Here is a 19644-nt window from a genome sequence, read left to right as displayed (position 1 = left end):
TAGCGTGACAATCAAAAGCCGCCGGGTCGCAAGATCCGGCGGCTTTTCTTTTGGTTCAAACTCAAAACAGAAGGTTCAGCCGCTGCTGGCCTCATCCCACGCGCGCAGCACATCCTGGAACACGCGGTCGCCCGGAATGCCCTTTTCAAGTGAAAGCAGCGCGCGGCGACCGGACTGGTACACGATCGGAATATCGACCCAGCTCTGGCGGCGAAGTAGCGTGGTGTTGGCCTCCACCTCCGCCGGTGCATCGCCGAGCGCGATCAGGAAGAAACCGTCTGCGATCTTAGCCGGAATGCCGATGAGCGGATTGCCCGGCGCCTGTTCCGTTTCCTTGAAGGCGATGCGCGAGACGTTCGAGATCGCGCCGCCCTCGAAACCTTCCGGGGTCAGGAAGATCATCTCGATGATATGGCTTGCCGGCAACGTCTGGTCGCCATTGCGGCGGATCGTCATGCGAAGCTGGATGTCCTTGCCGGGGATCGTTGCTTCAGCGCGGATGGCCGGCTCCGGCGGCAGGTCGCCTCCGGGCGATTCCTGCACCGTCGACCAGACGATCGATCCGGCCTCTGCCGAGCCTTGTGCGGCGCTGGTGCGTTCCTCATAGAAGATCGCCCGCTGGCCGACGGCGACCGAGGGCTGCGCAGACTGCTCGCCGCCTTGTTCGCCGGACTCGGCCGCGGTCTGATTTTCACCAGCCTGTGCCGGCTCGGAAGGACCGCCCTCCGGCTGGGCGACCGATGCAATAGACGTCCCCTCGCCGACAGTCGGCTCGCCACCGGCCGGACCTTCATCGACTTCGCTGCCATCGGGCATCAGACGCTGGGTGAACTTCTCCGGCTCGCTGTCTGTCGTCGGCTGCTCGGCCGGTGCCGGTGATGTCTCCGGCTCCTCCGCAGCAGGAAGATTCGCGACGTCTTCTTCGGCAGCGGGTTCTTCCGGCGGTGTCTGGTTAAGCTCCTCTGCGGTCTCCGCACCTTCAGGCGCCGCCGCTTGCTGCTCGTCCTGGCCCGCATCCGTGCTGACTACCGTCGACAGGTCGTCACGGTTCATCCACACGGCATAGCCAGCGCCCGCAACCAACAGCAGAAGGACCAATGCTCCAATCATCAGGCCCGTGCGGTTTCTGGATGCGCTGGGCGCGCTGCGCTCCCGCGCCGGTGCAGCAAAAGTCTCAGGCTTATCGGAAGATTCTGGCGTTACATCATCTTGTGGTGCGAAATCATCGGCGGCAGGATCGACGGCAGACGACGCTGCGGCAGGCCGCTCTCCGGCCAGGGGACGCTCGGGCGCCGCCGTGGAAACTGGCGCGACCACGGGCTTGGCCGCCTCAGCTTCTGGTACAGCAGCCGACGCGGATGTCGCGGGAGCCGGCGTGCCTATGCCTTCAAGGGTCGCGAAAGCGTCGTTGAGGCTGTCGTCATCCTCGCTGTCATCTGCCTCGGCATAGTCGGCGCGAAGAACGGCTATCGCGTCCTCCAGCGCCTTCCGCTGCCGTTCGACTACGGCCGCAGGCGGCGGCGGGTTGATCGCCGCCAGCTTCGCTTCGATGGTGGCGCGGGCCTTGTCATAGACTTTCTCGCGCATCTCGGGTGTGTTGTCGCCGAGCGCGTCGATCGTCTTTCTCAGAACCGCAACGAAATCCGCCATTCTCTGTATCGTCCTCGCATGTTTCCGGGTCGGCAGAGGACCAAATCAACGGTCCCGGAAAGGGTTGCCAAACCTAGTCTTGAAACGGGTCCGTAACAAGTATCGTGTCCTCGCGCTCGGGGCTGGTCGACAGTAGCGCCACCGGCGCGCCAATCAGTTCCTCGATGTAGCGCACATATTTTACGGCCTGTGCTGGCAGATCGTTCCAGCTCCGCGCGCCGGCCGTCGTTCCCTTCCAGCCCTCGAGCGTCTCGTAGATCGGCTCGACGCGCGCCTGCGCGCCCTGGCTTGCCGGCAGGTAGTCGATCGTCTCGCCATCGAGCCGATAACCGGTGCAGACCTTAATTTCGTCCAGCCCGTCCAGCACGTCGAGCTTGGTCAGGGCGATGCCGTCGATGCCGTTGACGGCGACGGCCTGGCGCACCAGGACGGCGTCGAACCAGCCGCAGCGGCGCTTGCGTCCGGTCACCGTGCCGAACTCATGGCCGCGCGTGCCGAGAAACTCGCCGACCTCATTATCCTGCTCGGTCGGAAACGGTCCTTCGCCGACGCGCGTCGTATACGCTTTGGTGATGCCCAGAACATATCCGATCGCGCCCGGCCCGACACCGGAACCGGTCGCGGCCTGTCCGGCGATCGTGTTCGACGAGGTGACGAACGGATAGGTGCCCTGGTCGATGTCGAGAAGCGTACCCTGCGCGCCCTCGAACAGGATTCGCTCGCCAGCGCGGCGTGCGTCGTCGAGGATTTTCCACACGCGATCCATGTAGGGCAGCACCTGATCGGCCACCGAAGTCAGTTCCTGCATGATGGTTTCATGCGCGACCTCGCCATGGCCCAGCCCGCGCCGCAGGGCGTTGTGATGGGTCAAGAGCCTGTCGACCTTGGTCGGCAGCGTTTCCATGTCCGCGAGATCCATGACCCTGATTGCCCTGCGCCCGACCTTGTCCTCATAGGCAGGGCCAATGCCGCGCCGTGTGGTTCCTATCTTGGTACCGGAATTCGAGGCAGCATCCTCGCGGAACCCGTCAAGTTCACGATGAAGCGACAGGATAAGAGCGGTGTTTTCGGCTATTTTCAGGCGATCCGGGCCGATATCGACCCCAAGTTCGCGGATTCGCGACAATTCGGCCACAAACGCGTGCGGGTCGAAGACGACGCCGTTGCCGATCACCGACAGCTTGCCCTCGCGTACGACGCCGGAAGGCAGCAGCGACAGCTTGTAGACCTTGCCGTCGACCACCAGCGTGTGGCCGGCATTGTGTCCGCCCTGGAAGCGCACCACCACGTCGGCGCGCTGAGACAGCCAGTCGACGATCTTGCCCTTGCCTTCGTCGCCCCACTGCGAACCGACGACCACCACATTGGCCATGGAAACTTCCCTTCTGATGAGGCCGGACGGCCCTGCCCGGCAAAATGACAGGCCTCTATAACGTCAAGTCTTTCGATACGCGACCCCCACTTGCCGCGTTCGCTCACGACTTTGCCGCGATTTATCCGTCCTTGGCACATTGCGCCCGCGGGCACGGGCGGCTAGGCGGGGTCCCAGTTCAGCATTCTGCTCCGGCCGGCCGCATCCATGTTCCGCAATGCCTATCTGCTCCTCATCCTGACGACCCTGTTCTGGGGCGGCAACGCGATTGCGGGAAAGCTGGCCGTTGGTCACATATCCCCGATGTTGCTGACGACACTGCGCTGGGCGCTAGCCGTGCTTGTCATCGCAGCGATAGGACTGCCGCAGCTTCGCCGCGACTGGTCCGTGGTAAAACGCAATCTGCCGCTTCTCTTCCTGCTCGGCATGGCAGGCTTCACCATGTTCAACGCGGCGATGTATTCGGCGCTCACCTTCACCACTGCAATCAACGTGTCGATCGAGCAGGCCGGCATGCCGATGTTCATCTTCCTCGCCAACTTCCTACTTTACCGAATGGGCGTCTCGCCTGGCCAGATAGTCGGCTTTACCCTGTCCCTGGTGGGGGTGGCGCTGACAGCAAGCCACGGCGACCTGACGAGGCTGGCCGAACTCGACGTCAATTTCGGCGATGCGCTGATGCTCGCGGCGATCGTGCTTTACGGCGGCTACACCGTGGCCTTGCGATACAAGCCGGCGATCCACTGGAAGAGCCTCATGCTCGTTATGTGCTTCGCCGCCTTCCTGTCCTCGATGCCCTTCGCAGCATGGGAAATCGCGACCGAGCGGGTAACCTGGCCGGACACCCGCGGATGGATGATCGTGGTCTACACCGCCATCCTGCCCTCCATCGCCTCGCAGGCCTTCTACATGCGCGGCGTCGAACTCATCGGGGCCAACCGCGCTGGTCTGTTCATCAATCTGGTGCCGATCTTCGGCACGCTTCTGTCGATCCTGATTCTTGGCGAAGCCTTCCATCTCTACCATGCGATCGCGCTGGTGATGGTGCTGGGCGGCATCTGGCTGGCCGAACAGAGCGGCAGGAAACGGGCTGCCGGTTCCTGATCTATCATCTGCCAGCCACACGTCTGGCCCAGCGTCTCACCGCTTCGCCGAAGCAGTCGTGCAGGGAATCGGTGGCAATCACCGACCCGTTGGCGAGTCTGCCCAGCAGCGAAAGACCCTCCACCGGCTCGCCTTTTGCATCGATGATCCTTCCGTCCGGTCGAACCGATGCACCGAGCCCCTTGCCAAGCTGCGAGACAAACCCGCGCTCACGCAAATCGGCTATCAAGGGTGAAGACACTTTGGCGATGTTCGGCCCAGCGAGGACAGAATCCACCATCGCCGTTGCCACATCTGCCCCTCCATTCTCGGCAATACGCCAGCCGCCGTCGACGAGTTCGATATCGGGATCGTCCACCCGTCGTAGTGTCAGCTTTCCCGCGTCGATGAGAGCCAATAGCCTCGCGGTGGCCTCGGCCGGAGGCCCGTACGAGAACCGCTTCAGGCCATCGTCGAACGGTATCAGCGCTTCAGCGACCGCAGCGGTTTTAGGCGCCGGATTGTAAGCGATGCGCAGATCGTTCTGGAGGTGCCGCCAGACCTGCCCGGTGACGTAGCCGACGGAGGGCTTAGCCTTGCCCAGCGCCATCGCGAGATAAAGCCTCATCGCCTCCGCCGGCTGCCCATCGTCCGGCACATCGGGGTCGTCCTCTGCGCCGTCGCGCAGCCAGGCGAACACCGCGCCCTTGTCGTCTTCCGGCAGCCTTGCGCCGGCCATCTCCGCCAAAATGTCGAAAATCGGCTTCAGATCGCCGTCAGCCAGTTCCATCACGCTGGCAACCGCGTCGCGGAAGGCAAGCCGCTCACGCTCCTCCACCCTGTAGGGCTGATCTGCTGCCGCAGTTGCCGGCTTCGGCGCCGGAGGAATACCGTTAAGCGAAAAAGGCACCAGCTTTACCGGTTCGCGACCGCTGGCGATGTAGGTCAGTCGGCCATCACTTTCGGTCTCGAACCGCCCTCCCAAGCCCTCTGTCAGCACTCTCGTGACATCGATCATCGCAAGGCCGAAGCCACGGATCGCAACAGTCCTGCCTTGCCAATCCGTCGCCGCCAGCAGGGCCGCGCTGGGATAGGCTTTGCACAATACCGCATCTGCGTCGCGCGCATGTTCGCGCCAGCGCTTTATCTGCCGGTCCTTCACCGGCTGATGGCCTAGGCACAAGAGCACCTCGTCGAACGGGCCGTGATCGCTTCCCTCGTCCGTGCGCAGCAGCCAACCGCCCTTCCCCGGTTCGCAGGCTACTACGTGGTGACCGATGACCTCCATCGGCAACCTTTCACGCAGGGCCGCAAATCGAGCCCGCAGATATGCGCCGATCACCGCGCGGGGCGGATACTCATCCGGCCCGTACGCTCCATCGAGCCAGGCATCGAATGACTGGCCGTGCTTCGGCACAGGCAGGTCAATCGCGCGCAAGGGAATGTTGAGAAGGTTGAGCGGCGTCTGCTCCGGCGCATAATTGGGTCCGGCGCCCGGCGCCGTGTGCGTCTCAAACACTGTCACGGCGGCCGTGCGATCACGCATATGGTCCGCCAACGCCTCGACAGCCGCCAGCCCACGCGGCCCGCCACCGACGATCGCGACACGCAGCGCCTGCGCTGAAATCTTGCCGGAATTCACGACACCCCCAACATAAAGGAACGCCCGCGCTTTCGCACGAGCGTTCCCAATAAGCCTTGGGAGGCTGTTTTGGTTCCTTTGGCGCTTACGCCGCCACGTCGAAATGCAGCGGCTTGGCCGACTCTATCTTGGGATCGGCGCGCAGCTCGGCCAGCACGTCCTGCGGGAACGGTGCGTCGAGATAGAGCAGCGCAATCGCGTCGCCGCCCGGCTTGTTGCGGCCAAGCTGGAAGTTGGCGATGTTGACGCCCTTCGAGCCGCAGATCGATCCCAGAAGACCGATGATCCCCGGCACGTCGGCATTAGTGGTGTAGAGCATGTGCTCGCCCACCTCGGCGTCGAGATTGATGCCCTTGATCTGGATGAAGCGCGGCTTGCCGTCCGAGAAGCAGGTGCCGGCGATCGTGCGCGTCTTGCTCTTGGTCTTGACCGTAAGCTTGATGTAGCCGTCGAACACGCCGGACTTGTCGCGCTTGACCTCCGAGAGGATCACGCCCCGCTCCTTCGCCATGATCGGAGCCGAAACCATGTTGACATCGGCAACCTGTGGACGGATCAGCCCGGCCAGCGTTGCAGAGACCAACGCGCGGGTATTCATTTCGGCCGTCAAGCCGTCGAACAGAATCTCGACCTCCTGGATCGGCTCTTCGGTCACCTGGCCGACGAATGCGCCAAGTACCTCGGCGAGCTTGATGAAAGGCTTCAAACGCGGCGCTTCCTCCGCCGTGATCGACGGCATGTTGATGGCATTGGAGACCGCGCCCTTGACGAGGTAGTCCGACATCTGCTCGGCAACCTGCAGGGCCACGTTTTCCTGCGCCTCGGAGGTCGACGCGCCGAGATGCGGCGTGCAGACCACGTTCTCCATGCCGAACAGCGGGCTGTCGGTGGCCGGCTCGGTCTCGAAGACGTCGATGCCGGCGCCCGCAACCTTGCCGCTTTTCAGCGCTTCGATCAGGTCTGCCTCGACGATCAGGCCGCCGCGCGCGCAGTTGATGATGCGCACACCGTCCTTCATCTTGGCGAAGGCGTCCTTGTTGATGATCCCGCGCGTGCGGTCGGTCATCGGCGTGTGCAGCGTGATGAAGTCCGACCGCGCGAAGATGTCTTCGAGCTCGACCTTCTCGACACCCAGCTCGGATGCGCGCCCTTCCGAAAGGAACGGGTCGTAGGCGATCACGTGCATTTTCAGGCCGACGCCGCGCATGGCGACGATAGAGCCGATATTGCCGCAGCCGATCACGCCCAGCGTCTTGCCGGTGATCTCGACACCCATGAAGCGGTTCTTTTCCCACTTGCCGGCATGGGTCGACGCATTGGCCTCGGGAAGCTGCCGCGCCACCGCGAACATCAGCGCGATCGCGTGTTCGGCGGTCGTGATCGAATTGCCGAAAGGCGTGTTCATCACGATGATACCGCGACGCGATGCAGCCGGAATGTCGACATTGTCGACGCCGATACCGGCGCGGCCCACGACCTTGAGATTGGTCGCTGCCGCGATCAGCTTCTCGGTCACCTTGGTAGCCGAACGGATCGCAAGGCCGTCATACTGCCCGATCACCTCAAGCAGCTTCTCCTTGTCCTTGCCGAGATCCGGCAGGTAGTCGACCTCGACGCCACGGTCCTTGAATATCTGGACCGCAGTCGGGGAGAGTTTGTCGGAAACGAGTACGCGGGGCGCCATGATGGCCTCCTTCGTCATGTCTTGGAAAACGGGAATGGAAGGCCGCTTGGCGCGGCCTTTGAATGGCGTCAGGCAGCCGCCTTGAGCGCAGCCTTCTGGGTCGTGAAGGCCCAGTCGAGCCATGGCATCAGCCGCTCGAGATCAGTTGTCTCGACGGTCGCCCCGGCCCAGATGCGAAGTCCGGGAGGCGCGTCTCGATAATGGCCGATGTCATAGGCGACACCTTCCTTGTCGAGCAGCGATACCATGCTCTTGGCGAACGCGGCCTGCGCTTCCTTGTCGAGGGCGACAATGTCCGGATCGACAATGGACAGGCACACCGATGTGTTGGAGCGCGTTGACGGCTCAACCGCCAGATGGCCGAGCCAGGGGCTCTTTGCGACAAAGGCGTCGATGACCGCGAAATTGGCGTCGGCCCGCTGCACGAGCCCATCAAGCCCGCCGACGGAGACAGCCCATTCGAGCGCGTCGATATAGTCTTCAACGCACAGCATCGACGGCGTATTTATGGTCTCGCCCTTGAAGATGCCTTCGATCAGCTTGCCGCCCTTGGTGAGCCGGAAGATCTTCGGCAGCGGCCATGCCGGCGTATAGCTTTCCAGCCGCTCGACGGCGCGCGGGCTGAGGATCAGCATCCCGTGCGCGGCTTCGCCTCCCAGCACCTTCTGCCAGGAGAAGGTCACCACATCCAGCTTCGAGAAGTCGAGCGGCTGGGCAAAGGCGGCCGAGGTGGCATCGCAGATCGTCAGGCCCTCGCGGTCCGCCGGGATGAAATCCGCATTCGGCACGCGCACGCCGGACGTTGTTCCGTTCCAGGTGAAGACCACGTCACGGGAGAAGTCGATCTGGTCGAGATCGGGCAGTTCGCCGTAGCCGGCCTCGATCTTGCGAGCGTCGGCGAGCTTGAGCTGCTTGACCACGTCGGTCACCCAGCCGGAGCCGAACGATTCCCAGGCGACCATGTCGACGCCGCGCTCGCCGAGCAGCGACCAGAGCGCCATTTCGACGGCGCCCGTGTCGGAAGCCGGCACGATGCCGATACGCCAGTCGGCCGGCACGCGCAGAACGTCGCGGGTGAGTTCGATCGCCCGTTCGAGCCTCGCCTTGCCGATCTTGGCCCGATGCGACCGTCCGAGCGGCGCGTCGGCGAGTGCTTCAAGCGTCCAGCCAGGGCGCTTGGTGCAGGGTCCGGAAGAAAAATTGGAATTTGCCGGACGCACGTCCGGCTTGGCAAATGTCGTCATTGTGGTTCTACCCTTTCAGATAGCACGCCCCTCGTTGGGGAGGGGTGGCCCACGGACGGCATTAGCGGAAGCGCCGAATATCCGCAAGAGCGTTTAAGCCCTTATCTCCGAAATGGATGCTGACGCTCGCAACCTGCTTTCGGGGTCAGCCAGGTTTCGCAAACCTATGAAATGTGTAGCCGCACGATGATTTACAAATGGGCATGCATGCGGCAGGACGGCTTGAGTGGTTGCGTCATTGGGACCATAGATATCGCTCGGGGCCTGTTGCGCTGTCCTTGGACATCCCATAGGTCGACAGCATCCGTCAGGAGTAGACTTTGGCAGTGAAGCACATCTTCATCGGCGGCACGTCCTTTACCGGCAGCACGCTTATCGGCCTGATTTTGGGAGCGATTCCCGGCGTCGCCAATGTCGGTGAATCAAACTGGCTGGTGCCACGTCTTGGAGAAGCAGACGCTTCGCCCAAACTCTGGAACGATTACGAGGGCATGGAGCAGTGCCGGCTGTGCGGATCCGCCTGCAAGGTATGGACGAAAGAATTTCGCATGGACTTGCAGCGCGACCCTGTCGATTGGTTCGAACGTGTTGCCGCGCGCCTTGGGACGAACGTGCTTGTTTCGTCCGAGAAAGAAACACCATTCGTCAATGCGCTGGACCCTAAAGAACGCTATACTGCTCTGATCCTGTTCCGCGAGCCGCGCCAGTTCTGGTCTTCAATTCGCAAAAGGCCTTGGCGGCAAGATACAATCCAGCAGGCAACTCGCCGTTGGGCGACCGCTTACAAACATTTCGTCGAAGACACATATCGCCCCGAAGGCGGCAAGATTTTCATGAATGTCGACGCCTTCCAGACACAACCGGAGCAGCGGCTTCGCATACTTCTGAAGCTTCTGGGAATCGAAGGTAATGTCGAATCCGTTTTGCGATACTGGGAATCGCAGCAGCACTATGTTGGCGGCAATTTCAACGTCTACCAGGAACTGGAGCAAAAGGGCGCTGCTTCGCTCGCCCTCAGGCCACCCGAAGCACTGTCGCTTTCAGCGAAAGAACATGACTTCATACGGAACCATGAAGCTGATGAAATCTACCAGCGACTTCTAAGTCAAACGCCGGGTCTTTCGGAACCTGTCGCAGCAGCAACGCGCTGATATCCGACGAAGCCAGAACGCAAAACGGCGGGCCGAAGCCCGCCGCGGTTGCCTGAGATGAGCGGCTCACTACCAGAGATCGTAACGCAAGCCAACCTTGATCTGGTGCTGCTTGACGCCTTCCGCAATCGTGAAGGTGTCGGTGTCGAGATATTCCATCCCCGGCGTGTGCAGGAACTGGTATCCGACATCGATGGAGGCGTTCTGCGAGACCTTGTAGCTGGCACCTGCCATCAACGCATAGGCAAAGTTCGTTTGCCTGTCCGACCATTCGTCGAAGACGCCGAGCGTCGGCGAATCGATGCTCACATGATGCTTCGAGTAGGTCGCGCCGACGCCGGCGCCGACATAGGGCGTCACGCCCATCACGGTCGCGATGTCCCAATAGCCGTTCACGAGACCGCTCCAGGCCGTGTGGGATGCTTCGCCGAAATCAAAGCCGTCATCGTAGCGGTAGCGGTCACTGCCGAGATAGGCCAGCGTCGCGTCAACGCGGAAATTGTCGGTCAGGTGATAACCCACACCGACGCCGCCACCGAAACGGCGGTTCGAGGTGGTTTCGCCGAACAATTCGAAGTCGTAGACCGGATCGCCTAAATTGTAGCTGACGTCGCCGCGCAGATACCAGCCCGAGCCGATCTCGACGGGCACCCATTCCGGCGCCTGCTCGATGATGATCGGCGGATCGTAGTCGGCAGCAAGACCCTGCGCGGCCGGAAGTACGGCAAAGGCGGCACAGGACGCGATGAGACGGCTTCTGATGCTCATGAATCATACTCCACAGGGCGCGGCCCCCGCTGCGGCCGCTGGTGTTGTCATGAGCCATTCTTAACCATCTTGGTTAAGCCGGGGTTAAGGATAACAGAGAGTTAGCGCGCAGATTGCTCGAAAATGACGGCAAAGAAAAAGCCCGGCAAAAACCGGGCTTTTTCTTTGGAGGTCTTTTTGCTCGTGAATTAATTCAGCGCGTAACGCACACCGAGCTTGAAGTCGTGCGAGGTGATGTCGCGGAAGTGCATCGGGTTGTCGATGAGGTTCTGCCCATCATACGTGACGATGTCGCCCGTCTGCCCGTCACCCAGATTGACGAAGCTGTAGCCAAGATCGATGGTCATGCGGTCCGTAGCCTTGAAGCCGACGCCTGCGTGCAGGGCCCAGGCGAGGTTCCACTTCGAAGCCGCATCGGCGTAAGCGAGCGTCGGCGCACCGGACGGGTCGATGCCCGCATCGCGGAAGGAATGGATGGTGACGCGGCTGGCACCGATACCGGCACCGACATAGGGCACGAACCCGCCGAAATCGCCAAGATCGGCATAGGCGTTGGCCATGAGCAGCCATTCGGACTTCTTGCCGGTGTAGTTGTTGAAGCGGTTGTTGCCGTCATCGTCGACCCAGGTGTCGAGACCATGGAAGCCAACTTCGCCGCGATATTCGACGATGCCGTCAAGGCGCAGATAGTCGTTGATCTGGTAACCCGCGCCGACGCCGAAGGTCGGGCCGGACTCGAAATTCTTGTCGACGACCGCGAAGTTGTTGTCCGGTCCCATATCGTCGAACAGCACGTTGTAGAGGCTTTTGACGCGCTGGTTGGACATGCCGAGATGGCCGCGCAGATACCAGCCACCATAGACCGGAACGGGCTCCGGCTCGTAGGTGATGACCGGTGGCTCGTAGAGATCGGCAGCAGCGGCAGGCAGTGCCGTGGTGACCAGCAATGCGGCTCCTGCCGCGGCAGGCATAAGGTATTTCAGCATGAGGTCCGCCCTCCAGGATTCGGCAACGACAGACGCGTAAGGCGTCGGCTAAGTCGAGACGGATAATGCAGGGTAAAGGTTAAGTGCTGATTAACCCTGAGGATTAACTACGTTCCGGCTAATTTCCAGCGGGCGATGCAAAAAGGCCCGCTCGCGCGGGCCTTGAAAACTTCACGTATTGCCGATGAATCAGGCGGCGCTTTTGACATCGGCAATGACGCCGATGATGTCGTCGACCACCTGTTCTACAAGCACCTTGTCGTCGGCTTCCGCCATCACGCGGATCAGCGGCTCCGTACCCGAGGGCCGAATGACCAGCCTGCCCTTTTCGCCCAGACGGGCTCGGGCGTCGTCGATGGCGGCCTTGACCGACTTGTCCTCCAGCGGAGCGCTGCCGCTCCTGAAACGCACGTTCTTGAGCACTTGCGGTACCGGTTCGAACTTACGGCAAACCTCGCTTACCGGTTTGTCGGCGCGCTTGATGCAGGCCAGCACCTGCAACGCGGATACCAGCCCGTCACCCGTTGTCGAGAAGTCAGACAGAATGACATGGCCCGACTGTTCGCCGCCGACATTGAAGCCGTGAGCGCGCATATGCTCGACCACATAGCGATCGCCGACCTTCGTGCGGTGAAGCGAAAGGCCGAGGTCGTCCATATAACGCTCGAGGCCGAGATTGGACATCACGGTCGTCACCAGGCCACCGCCGGCCAGACGGCCGTTGCGATGCCAGCTTTCGGCAATCATGGCCATGAGTTGGTCGCCATCGACGATGGCGCCGGTCTCATCGACGATCACGACACGGTCTGCATCGCCGTCGAGCGCGATGCCGATATCGGCGCGCACCTCGTGAACCTTCTTCGACAGGCCCAGCGGATGCGTGGAGCCACAATCCTCGTTGATGTTCAGGCCGTTCGGCTCGCAATTGATCGCGATCACTTCCGCGCCCAGTTCCCATAGGGCGGCGGGCGCGACCTTGTAGCCGGCGCCGTTGGCGCAATCGACGACGATGCGCAGGCCCGACAACGACATCGACCGCGGTAGCGTCCGCTTGGCGAACTCGATGTAGCGATCATGCACGCCGTCGACGCGCTTGGCGCGACCCAGCGCATCCGCATCGGCCAGCGCAATGTCGACGTCACGATCCAGAAGCTGCTCTATGCGCGCCTCGATCTCGTCGGAAAGCTTGTAACCGTCGGGTCCGAACAGCTTGATGCCGTTGTCGTAATACGGGTTGTGCGAGGCGGAAATCATGACGCCTATGTCGGCACGCAGCGAGCGCACCAGCATGGCTACGCCCGGCGTCGGGATCGGGCCGAGCAGGAACACATCCATGCCCGCCGCGCAGAACCCGGCAACCATCGCGTTTTCGATCATATAGCCTGAAAGTCGCGTGTCCTTGCCCAGCACGACCCGGTGGCGGTGGCTTCCACGCTGGAAAGACATGCCGACGGCCATGCCGACACGCATTGCCACCTCGGCGGTCATCGGAAGCCTGTTTGCGCGCCCCCGGATACCGTCGGTTCCGAAATACTGCCTGGTCATTCTTGCTCTAGAGTCCCCAGTCTTACTTACGCCCGAATAAGGTCTGCCACGAGAATTCACCGCGTAGGTATCACAATATATTAGTAACGGTTACGAAATGCTGTGCACGTGGTAAACCCGTGCAAATGCAGTATCCACACGCCAACCACCAGTCGGCATTCCCCATTTGGCTGGCTGGAAAGCGACGTCATGCTCCCCAAATGTGGCAGAGCGTAGGCTATAGCAACGACCGTATCATCAACCGCGGGCCAAGCCTCAGGGCCTTTGTAGCGCTAGCGCAGGCTTGAGACCCACTCCCGCAGAAGCGCGGCCGCGGCGGTATCCTCGCGCGCACGGCCCAGTTCCGGCATCATGATGCCTGGTTCGGTGCTCTCAACGCGAAAGTTCAGGATAGAGCCATCCGGCTCCCCCGGCTCTATGTCGAAAAGCCTGCCGCCGGAGCCCTGCCCGGCTGCAACGGGGCGCTTGTGGACGCCGAGTGCCGGACCGATCGCCTCACCCCAGGTTAGATAGAGCCCCGAATTGCTGGCAGGCCCCTCCCGGCGGTGGCAATGCGCGCAATTCACATCGAGCCATGCTCTTGCGCGTGCATTGATATCTGCGCTCTCGTCACGCCAATCCGGCACGGCGTCAATCGCGGTCATAGGAGCCGGCAACCCCTCCAGCAGGCCCGCCTCTTTCCAGTGTTCGAGCTGGTTCGCCGGGCCGTCGTCATACTGGAACTCGAAGTTGAGATTGCGCGCCTTCGGCCCCAGCGGCACGATTTCTCCGGCAAGCTGATGACAGCCCTTGCACTGGTTCTTGTTAGGCACGGAATAAGTGAATGAGACGGGCTCCCCGCTTTCATCGATCGTTGCGACGTCGACCTTCGCGCCGGCAATCTTGAGTTCCGCGTCGCTCTGCTCCTCGTTCCAGAGATAGGCCCAACTCTGCCAGCCGTCCTCGTGTCGCAACATCACCCGCGTCTCGATAAGCCGGACTTTTTCATCGGGGCTGCGGAAGTCGGCCGGAAAGGCAAAGCTCTTGATCAACGCCGATCCGACCGGAAACTCGAACGCCTCGTCGGCAACATAGCGCGCAGCCTTGCCTTCCGGTACGTAGACGAAACGAAACTTCAGCGCGCCATCCGAAAACAGCGCGGTATGCGGCTCGAACGGCACGACACCTTCCGTAGGCACCTGCGCGTGCGCATCCGAGAAAAACCCGAATTCCGACAAAAGCTTCGGCGGTTTGTCGGCCATGATCGCCGTGTCGGAAGGAGCAGCGGCGGCGGCGGCACAGCAATAGAGTAAGAATGCGACCGCAGCGCCGCCCAGCCGTTCGACGGCAAGGCTCAATTGCCGCATTTCGCTTACACGCCCTTGTCCTGCGGGAGCGTCACCGGCTCCGGCTCCGGCAGCGAGCCCTTGTAGCCGGCAATGTCCTTGTCCGGCCACCAGCCCCACGGCAGCAGCATCTGCGAGATCATCTTGAGATTGGCGAAGGTCGTGTCGTCCGCTTCGTCGATATAGATCCGGTCCGCAGCCGACACCCATGAGAAATATTCCGGGATCCGCGTCACCCCGTCCCAGACGATGTCCGGCACCGGCGTTCCGGAGACGTCGGAAATGATCTTGCCGACTTCGCCATCCGGCTCGCCGCCGCCCTCGCCATAGGTATTGCCGTGCACGTAGACGCCGCGCGGCACGAACATGTAGGCGTCGTCTTCATAGTCGTTCGGGTAGGCCGCGATCAGCACATGGGTCGTGCCGTTGCGGTCGAACCGGTTGCCGAAGACGTGCACGTTGCGATTGGCCATCACCATCACGCCCATGCCCTTGGGTACGATCCCGACGATGTTGCCTTCGGGCGCGAAATTGGGCGTATCGTTGTCCATGACGTCATTATCGAAGACGCGAATGTCGTGCCCGCCCTGCACTGGAAGGTTCGGCAGGTCGAAAATGAGGATGCCGCCTGTGTTGTGGCGCGCGGTGTTTGCGTAGACATCGGCCCTGTAGGAATTCTCGATCTCGATGCCCGCGACATTGTATTCGGCAACCGAGTTGCGAACGATGATGTCCTCGCTCTGTCCGACATAGATGCCGGCGTCGGATGCGCCGCGAACCGTCACGCCCTCGATCAGCACGTTGCTGGAGGAAACGGGATAGACCCCATAGGCACCGTTTTCGGGCTTTGGTCCGCCGGTCCACTCGACGCGCAGGTTGCGAAATGTGATCTGATCCGAGCCCTTCGACTTGACGCCGTCGCCCTTGGTGTCCTCGACAGCGAAGTCCTCCAGTACAACCCGGTCAGATGTTACCAGCAGCCCCTCGCCAGCGCCGGCCTGCCCCTTGAATGAGAGCACGGTTCGGTCGGCGCCTTCGCCGCGAACCGTCACCTCGTCGACGTCGAGCGATAACCCATCGACCAGATCATAACGCCCCGCCGCAATGGTCACGGTATCGCCCGGTTCTGCCAGAATAAGCGCTTCAATGAGCTCTTCATTTGCGTTCGGCCCCGGCATCACGCGGTGATCCGCAGCGTATGAAGCGAACGTAAGACAGGACAGTATCGCAGTTGCCGCAAGAGATTCTTTGACAAATCGCATGGCGCATCCTCCCCTTTACCATCACGATGATCGTACTATTGCATTAAGTCAATAAAGATGAAACGAATTCATATATGAAGGAAGACACCGCTCCGAAGGGTGCGCGGCCACGACAGCAGAGGGCTATCGAGACCCGTGCAAGCCTGCTTTCGGCCGTGGAGACGATTGTCGCCCAAGAAGGCACGCAGGCGGTCACGACGACGCGTGTGGCCAGCGACACCGGCGTGGCCGTGGGCACGATCTATCGTTACTTCGCCGACCGCGACGCGATGCTGCTGGCAGCCTACGACACGACGGTCGCCAGGCTGATCGATACATGCCACGCAGCACTCGAGGATCTGGAGGATGGGACGCCGATCGAAGATGCGGCGCGGCATCTGCTTGGCGTTTACCTGGAAGCTGCGGAGGCTATGCCCGCGCATGCCGGGCTGCTTGCAACGATGCGTCTGCTGCGTCCGATCGAGGTTGATCGCACTTCAACCGGCGACCGTGTCATTACCGATCTTGTGGCCCCATTCTTCGAGCGTTTCTCGCGCGACACGGAAGTGAATCCCCTCCAGATGCAGCTTCTGGGTGCTGCACTTGGCACGATGGTGGACCTTTATCTCGTAGCGCCAACCCAGGCGGATCGGGCACTGGTGCGTGCCGAGACGGAGGCGTATCTGCTTTTCATGGTCGAGCGCATCGTCGAGGAGCGCTAGTTCGAACCGCCCCTGTTCAATCGGGCCGGGTTGTTCTATGCCGCATTCCAACCATGATCGCCCGCCATTGAGGCGCAATCGCAGGTATCCGATGAATCCGACAGAAGCACCCTCGCGTTGCCGTATAGTGCTCATTGCGCCGCCCGAGCTTGAGGCAGGCCGGCTTATTGCTGCGCTCGACGGGGGCGATGTCGCATCCCTCATCCTGCCGGGCTGGGAAATGGATGACGATGCGTTCCAGCTTTACGCAGAACGCATTGTGCCGGCAGCCCAGGAACACGGCGTTGCCGTGGTGATCGGCGAGAGCAGCCGTGTCGCCATGCGCACCGGCGCGGATGGCCTTCATGTCGAGACCGACCGGCGCGAACTTGAGGAAATCATCGCCAAGCATCAGGCTAAGCTGATGATCGGTACGGGCGGTGCCACAAATCGCGACGATGCGCTGGAACTTGGCGAGGCGCGGCCCGACTATCTCTTCTTCGGCCGGTTCGGCTACGACAACAAACCGGAGCCCCATCCGCGCAATCTGAAGCTCGGCCAATGGTGGGCGGAGATGGTGCAGGTCCCCTGCATTGTCGCCGGCGGCGTGGAGTTGGATAGTGCATTGACGGTCGCAGCCACCGGCGTCGAATTCGTAGCCCTGTCCGAGGCGATCTTTTCCGGCGACCGCGATCCCGCCGAGAGCGTTGCCACGGTCAACGCCGCGTTGGACGCGCAGGCTCCACAGCTGGAGGGCTGAGTTGTGCGCAGGCCAGCCTTCATCCTGATTGCGGGCCTGTCGATGGTCATCATGCCCGCTCTGGCCGAAACCACCGGCCCGGATGGCGGCAGGGTCACGACTCCAGCCCCGGAGGCAGTCGATCCCGACCGCTTTTCCGAGCGGCCGGCGGACGTCGCTTACGGCGCCTTCCAGCGGGGGCTCTATAAGACAGCACTCAATCTGGCGACGCCGCTCGCACTCGAGGGCAATCCGGCAGCGCAGACCCTCGTTGCCGAGATCTACTCGCGCGGGCTGGGCGTCCGGCAGGATGTCGTGACCGCGATGGAATGGTACGAGAAGGCTGCCGAGCAGAAGGTGCCCGAGGCGGTTTTCCAGCTCGCCATGATCCTGCTCGACGGCGGTGCGGAAATCGGCGATCCGGATCGTGCCTATACGCTTCTGAAGGAGGCTGCCGACGCGGGCAACAGGCTGGCTCAGTTCAATTTCGCGCAGATGACGAACAGCCGTGATCAGTCGCCGGAAGGCATGAAGACGGCCGCCGCCTATTACGAGAAAGCCGCCGAGGCCGGCCTTGCCGATGCCCAGTACGCCATGGCGCAGATTTACGAGCAGGGCTTCGGCGGCAAGCCGGTCGACATGAACGAGGCGCGGCGATGGCTGGAACTGGCGGCAGCGCAGAATTTCGATACCGCGCAGATCCAGCTCGGCACATGGCTGGTGGAAGGGATTGGAGGCGAGCGCGACCGGGAAGCCGGTTTCGCCTGGCTGCTGCGTGCGGCACGTGCCGGTAACCCCGCAGCCCAGAACCGTATCGCCAAGCTCTATCGCGCCGGCATCGGCGTCGAACCTGATCGGGTGACGGCCGCCGCATGGTATCTGCGCGCGCGGCGGGCGGGCCTAGTCGACATGGTCATGGAAGACCAGTTGAACGGCCTCACGGAAGATGAGATGCAGCTTGCCAGCAGGCGCGCCGCCGTACTCTGACGGAAGGCTCTCGCGAAAGCCGGCGCCGGCTCTCTTGCCTCTCCGGCCGTTTTGTGGTCTTGGAGCGCCGATAAGCGCGCCCCTTGCGGCGCGGCACGTACAAATTCCGGAACCACACAATGGCTAAGATCAACGGCAACGAAATCCGTCCCGGCAACGTCATCGAGCACGATGGCGGCCTGTGGGTGGCGGTCAAGACCAACGCGGTGAAGCCCGGCAAGGGCGGCGCCTACAACCAGGTCGAACTCAAGAACCTCATCAACGGCACCAAGCTGAACGAGCGCTTCCGCGCTGCGGAAACCGTCGAGAAGGTCCGCCTCGAGCAGAAGGACTTCACCTTCCTCTACGAACAGGGCGACGCGCTGGTGTTCATGGACGACGAGAGCTACGAGCAGCTCGAACTCGACAAGGAATTCGTCGGCGAGCGCGCGGCGTTCCTGCAGGACGGCATGAAGGTGACCGTCGAGCTTCACGAGGAGCGCCCGATCGGCATCTCCCTGCCCGACCAGGTGACGCTGACCATCACCGAGGCCGACCCTGTGGTGAAGGGCCAGACGGCCGCGTCCTCTTACAAGCCGGCAGTGCTGGAAAACGGCATTCGCGTCATGGTCCCGCCCTTCATCTCGTCCGGCGAGAAGATCATCATCGACACCAACGAGATTACCTACATCAGCCGCGCCTGAGCGGCTGACACCTGACCTTCGGAGACTGTAAATGGCGCGTTCGGCGATCATCAACGTCATGGTGCAGGCTGCCATGAAGGCCGGCCGCTCGCTCGCGCGCGACTTCGGCGAGGTGCAGAACCTGCAGGTCTCGCTCAAGGGGCCTGGCGACTATGTCAGCCAGGCCGACCGCAAGGCCGAGGAGATCATCCACGCCGAGCTTTCCAAGGCCCGGCCCGGCTATGCTTTCCTGATGGAGGAACGCGGCGCGGTCGAAGGCGACGACGACCAGCATCGCTGGATCGTGGACCCGCTCGACGGCACCACGAACTTCCTGCACGGCATTCCGATCTTCTCGATATCGATCGCACTGGAGCGCCAGGGCCAGATCGTCGCCGGCGTCATCTACAATCCGGCCATGGACGAGCTCTACACCGCCGAGCGCGGTGGCGGCGCATTCATGAACGATCGCAGGCTGCGCGTTGCGGCCCGCTCGAAGCTGTCCGACGCGGTGGTCGGCACCGGCATCCCCCATCTCGGGCGGGGTCACCACGGGCGCGCGCTCGTCGAGTTGAAGAACGTGATGGGCGAGACGGCCGGCATCCGCCGTCTCGGCTCGGCAGCGCTCGACCTCGCCTATGTCGCAGCCGGCCGCATGGACGGCTTCTGGGAGAACTGGCTGGCGCCCTGGGACCTCGCCGCCGGCATTCTGATGGTGCGCGAGGCGGGAGGTTTTTGCTCCGACCGTGACGGCGGACAGGCGATGTTCGACAGCGGCACCATCGTCGCCGGCAACGAGGCGATCCACAAGGCACTGCTGAAGACGATCCAGCAGAAAAGCTGATCGACCAGAAGCGGGGGATG

Annotated in this window: 17 protein-coding genes; 7 read left to right on the top strand and 10 right to left on the bottom strand. The window is 62.2% G+C overall.

Annotation, left to right across the window (positions count from 1 at the left end):
* Positions 1-75: 75 nt before the first annotated feature.
* Both V1479_RS14070 and V1479_RS14065 read right to left on the bottom strand, forming a co-directional pair.
* Complete coding sequence (locus V1479_RS14070) at positions 76-1650, bottom strand: hypothetical protein (RefSeq protein ID WP_368803436.1); 1575 nt, start codon at positions 1648-1650, stop codon at positions 76-78.
* Positions 1651-1723: 73 nt separating this feature from the next.
* Entirely contained in the window at positions 1724-3022 is a 1299-nt protein-coding gene (locus tag V1479_RS14065) for an adenylosuccinate synthase (protein WP_368803435.1), read from the bottom strand.
* A 207-nt stretch (positions 3023-3229) separates the two neighbouring features.
* Between V1479_RS14065 and V1479_RS14060 the strand changes: the two genes are divergently transcribed.
* Positions 3230-4126, top strand: a complete 897-nt coding sequence (locus V1479_RS14060; protein WP_368803434.1) for a DMT family transporter — start codon at positions 3230-3232, stop codon at positions 4124-4126.
* A gap of 4 nt (positions 4127-4130) precedes the next feature.
* On the opposite strand, the gene V1479_RS14055 is transcribed toward V1479_RS14060, so the two are convergent.
* The 3 genes from V1479_RS14055 to V1479_RS14045 all read right to left on the bottom strand — a co-directional run bounded on the left by V1479_RS14055 (position 4131) and on the right by V1479_RS14045 (position 8675).
* A complete protein-coding gene (locus V1479_RS14055; protein WP_368803433.1) occupies positions 4131-5747 on the bottom strand; it encodes an FAD/NAD(P)-binding protein in 1617 nt (538 codons plus the stop codon).
* 85 nt (positions 5748-5832) lie between these two features.
* On the bottom strand, positions 5833-7431 hold the full coding sequence (serA, locus tag V1479_RS14050; protein ID WP_368803432.1) for a phosphoglycerate dehydrogenase: 1599 nt from the start codon (positions 7429-7431) through the stop codon (positions 5833-5835).
* Between the two features lie 68 nt (positions 7432-7499).
* Entirely contained in the window at positions 7500-8675 is a 1176-nt protein-coding gene (locus V1479_RS14045; RefSeq protein ID WP_368803431.1) for a phosphoserine transaminase, read from the bottom strand.
* A 326-nt stretch (positions 8676-9001) separates the two neighbouring features.
* Between V1479_RS14045 and V1479_RS14040 the strand changes: the two genes are divergently transcribed.
* Positions 9002-9826: a hypothetical protein gene (locus V1479_RS14040; protein ID WP_368803430.1), complete on the top strand. Its 825-nt coding sequence runs from the start codon at positions 9002-9004 to the stop codon at positions 9824-9826.
* 69 nt (positions 9827-9895) lie between these two features.
* Here the strand turns inward: V1479_RS14040 and V1479_RS14035 are convergent, their stop codons facing one another.
* From V1479_RS14035 to V1479_RS14015, 5 genes are all read right to left on the bottom strand, one after another.
* A complete protein-coding gene (locus V1479_RS14035) occupies positions 9896-10594 on the bottom strand; it encodes an outer membrane protein (RefSeq protein ID WP_368803429.1) in 699 nt (232 codons plus the stop codon).
* Between the two features lie 188 nt (positions 10595-10782).
* Entirely contained in the window at positions 10783-11580 is a 798-nt protein-coding gene (locus V1479_RS14030) for an outer membrane protein (protein ID WP_368803428.1), read from the bottom strand.
* Between the two features lie 189 nt (positions 11581-11769).
* Complete coding sequence (gene glmM / locus V1479_RS14025; protein ID WP_368803427.1) at positions 11770-13125, bottom strand: phosphoglucosamine mutase; 1356 nt, start codon at positions 13123-13125, stop codon at positions 11770-11772.
* 272 nt (positions 13126-13397) lie between these two features.
* Positions 13398-14462, bottom strand: coding sequence for an SO2930 family diheme c-type cytochrome (locus V1479_RS14020; RefSeq protein ID WP_368803426.1), 1065 nt, complete (start codon positions 14460-14462; stop codon positions 13398-13400).
* Positions 14463-14476: 14 nt separating this feature from the next.
* Positions 14477-15628: a parallel beta-helix domain-containing protein gene (locus V1479_RS14015; protein ID WP_368803425.1), complete on the bottom strand. Its 1152-nt coding sequence runs from the start codon at positions 15626-15628 to the stop codon at positions 14477-14479.
* A 158-nt stretch (positions 15629-15786) separates the two neighbouring features.
* Between V1479_RS14015 and V1479_RS14010 the strand changes: the two genes are divergently transcribed.
* The 5 genes from V1479_RS14010 to V1479_RS13990 all read left to right on the top strand — a co-directional run bounded on the left by V1479_RS14010 (position 15787) and on the right by V1479_RS13990 (position 19624).
* Positions 15787-16413, top strand: coding sequence for a TetR/AcrR family transcriptional regulator (locus V1479_RS14010; RefSeq protein ID WP_173194604.1), 627 nt, complete (start codon positions 15787-15789; stop codon positions 16411-16413).
* Positions 16414-16504: 91 nt separating this feature from the next.
* A complete protein-coding gene (locus V1479_RS14005) occupies positions 16505-17152 on the top strand; it encodes a thiamine phosphate synthase (RefSeq protein WP_368803424.1) in 648 nt (215 codons plus the stop codon).
* A gap of 3 nt (positions 17153-17155) precedes the next feature.
* Complete coding sequence (locus V1479_RS14000; protein ID WP_368803423.1) at positions 17156-18118, top strand: tetratricopeptide repeat protein; 963 nt, start codon at positions 17156-17158, stop codon at positions 18116-18118.
* A gap of 119 nt (positions 18119-18237) precedes the next feature.
* Complete coding sequence (gene efp, locus V1479_RS13995) at positions 18238-18801, top strand: elongation factor P (RefSeq protein WP_173194606.1); 564 nt, start codon at positions 18238-18240, stop codon at positions 18799-18801.
* Between the two features lie 31 nt (positions 18802-18832).
* Complete coding sequence (locus V1479_RS13990; RefSeq protein ID WP_173194607.1) at positions 18833-19624, top strand: inositol monophosphatase family protein; 792 nt, start codon at positions 18833-18835, stop codon at positions 19622-19624.
* Positions 19625-19644: the final 20 nt, after the last annotated feature.

It is taken from the genome of Neoaquamicrobium sediminum, assembly GCF_040970315.1.
In the GTDB taxonomy this organism is placed as follows: domain Bacteria; phylum Pseudomonadota; class Alphaproteobacteria; order Rhizobiales; family Rhizobiaceae; genus Aerobium; species Aerobium sediminum.
This window is presented reverse-complemented; position numbering and strand designations above follow the sequence as displayed.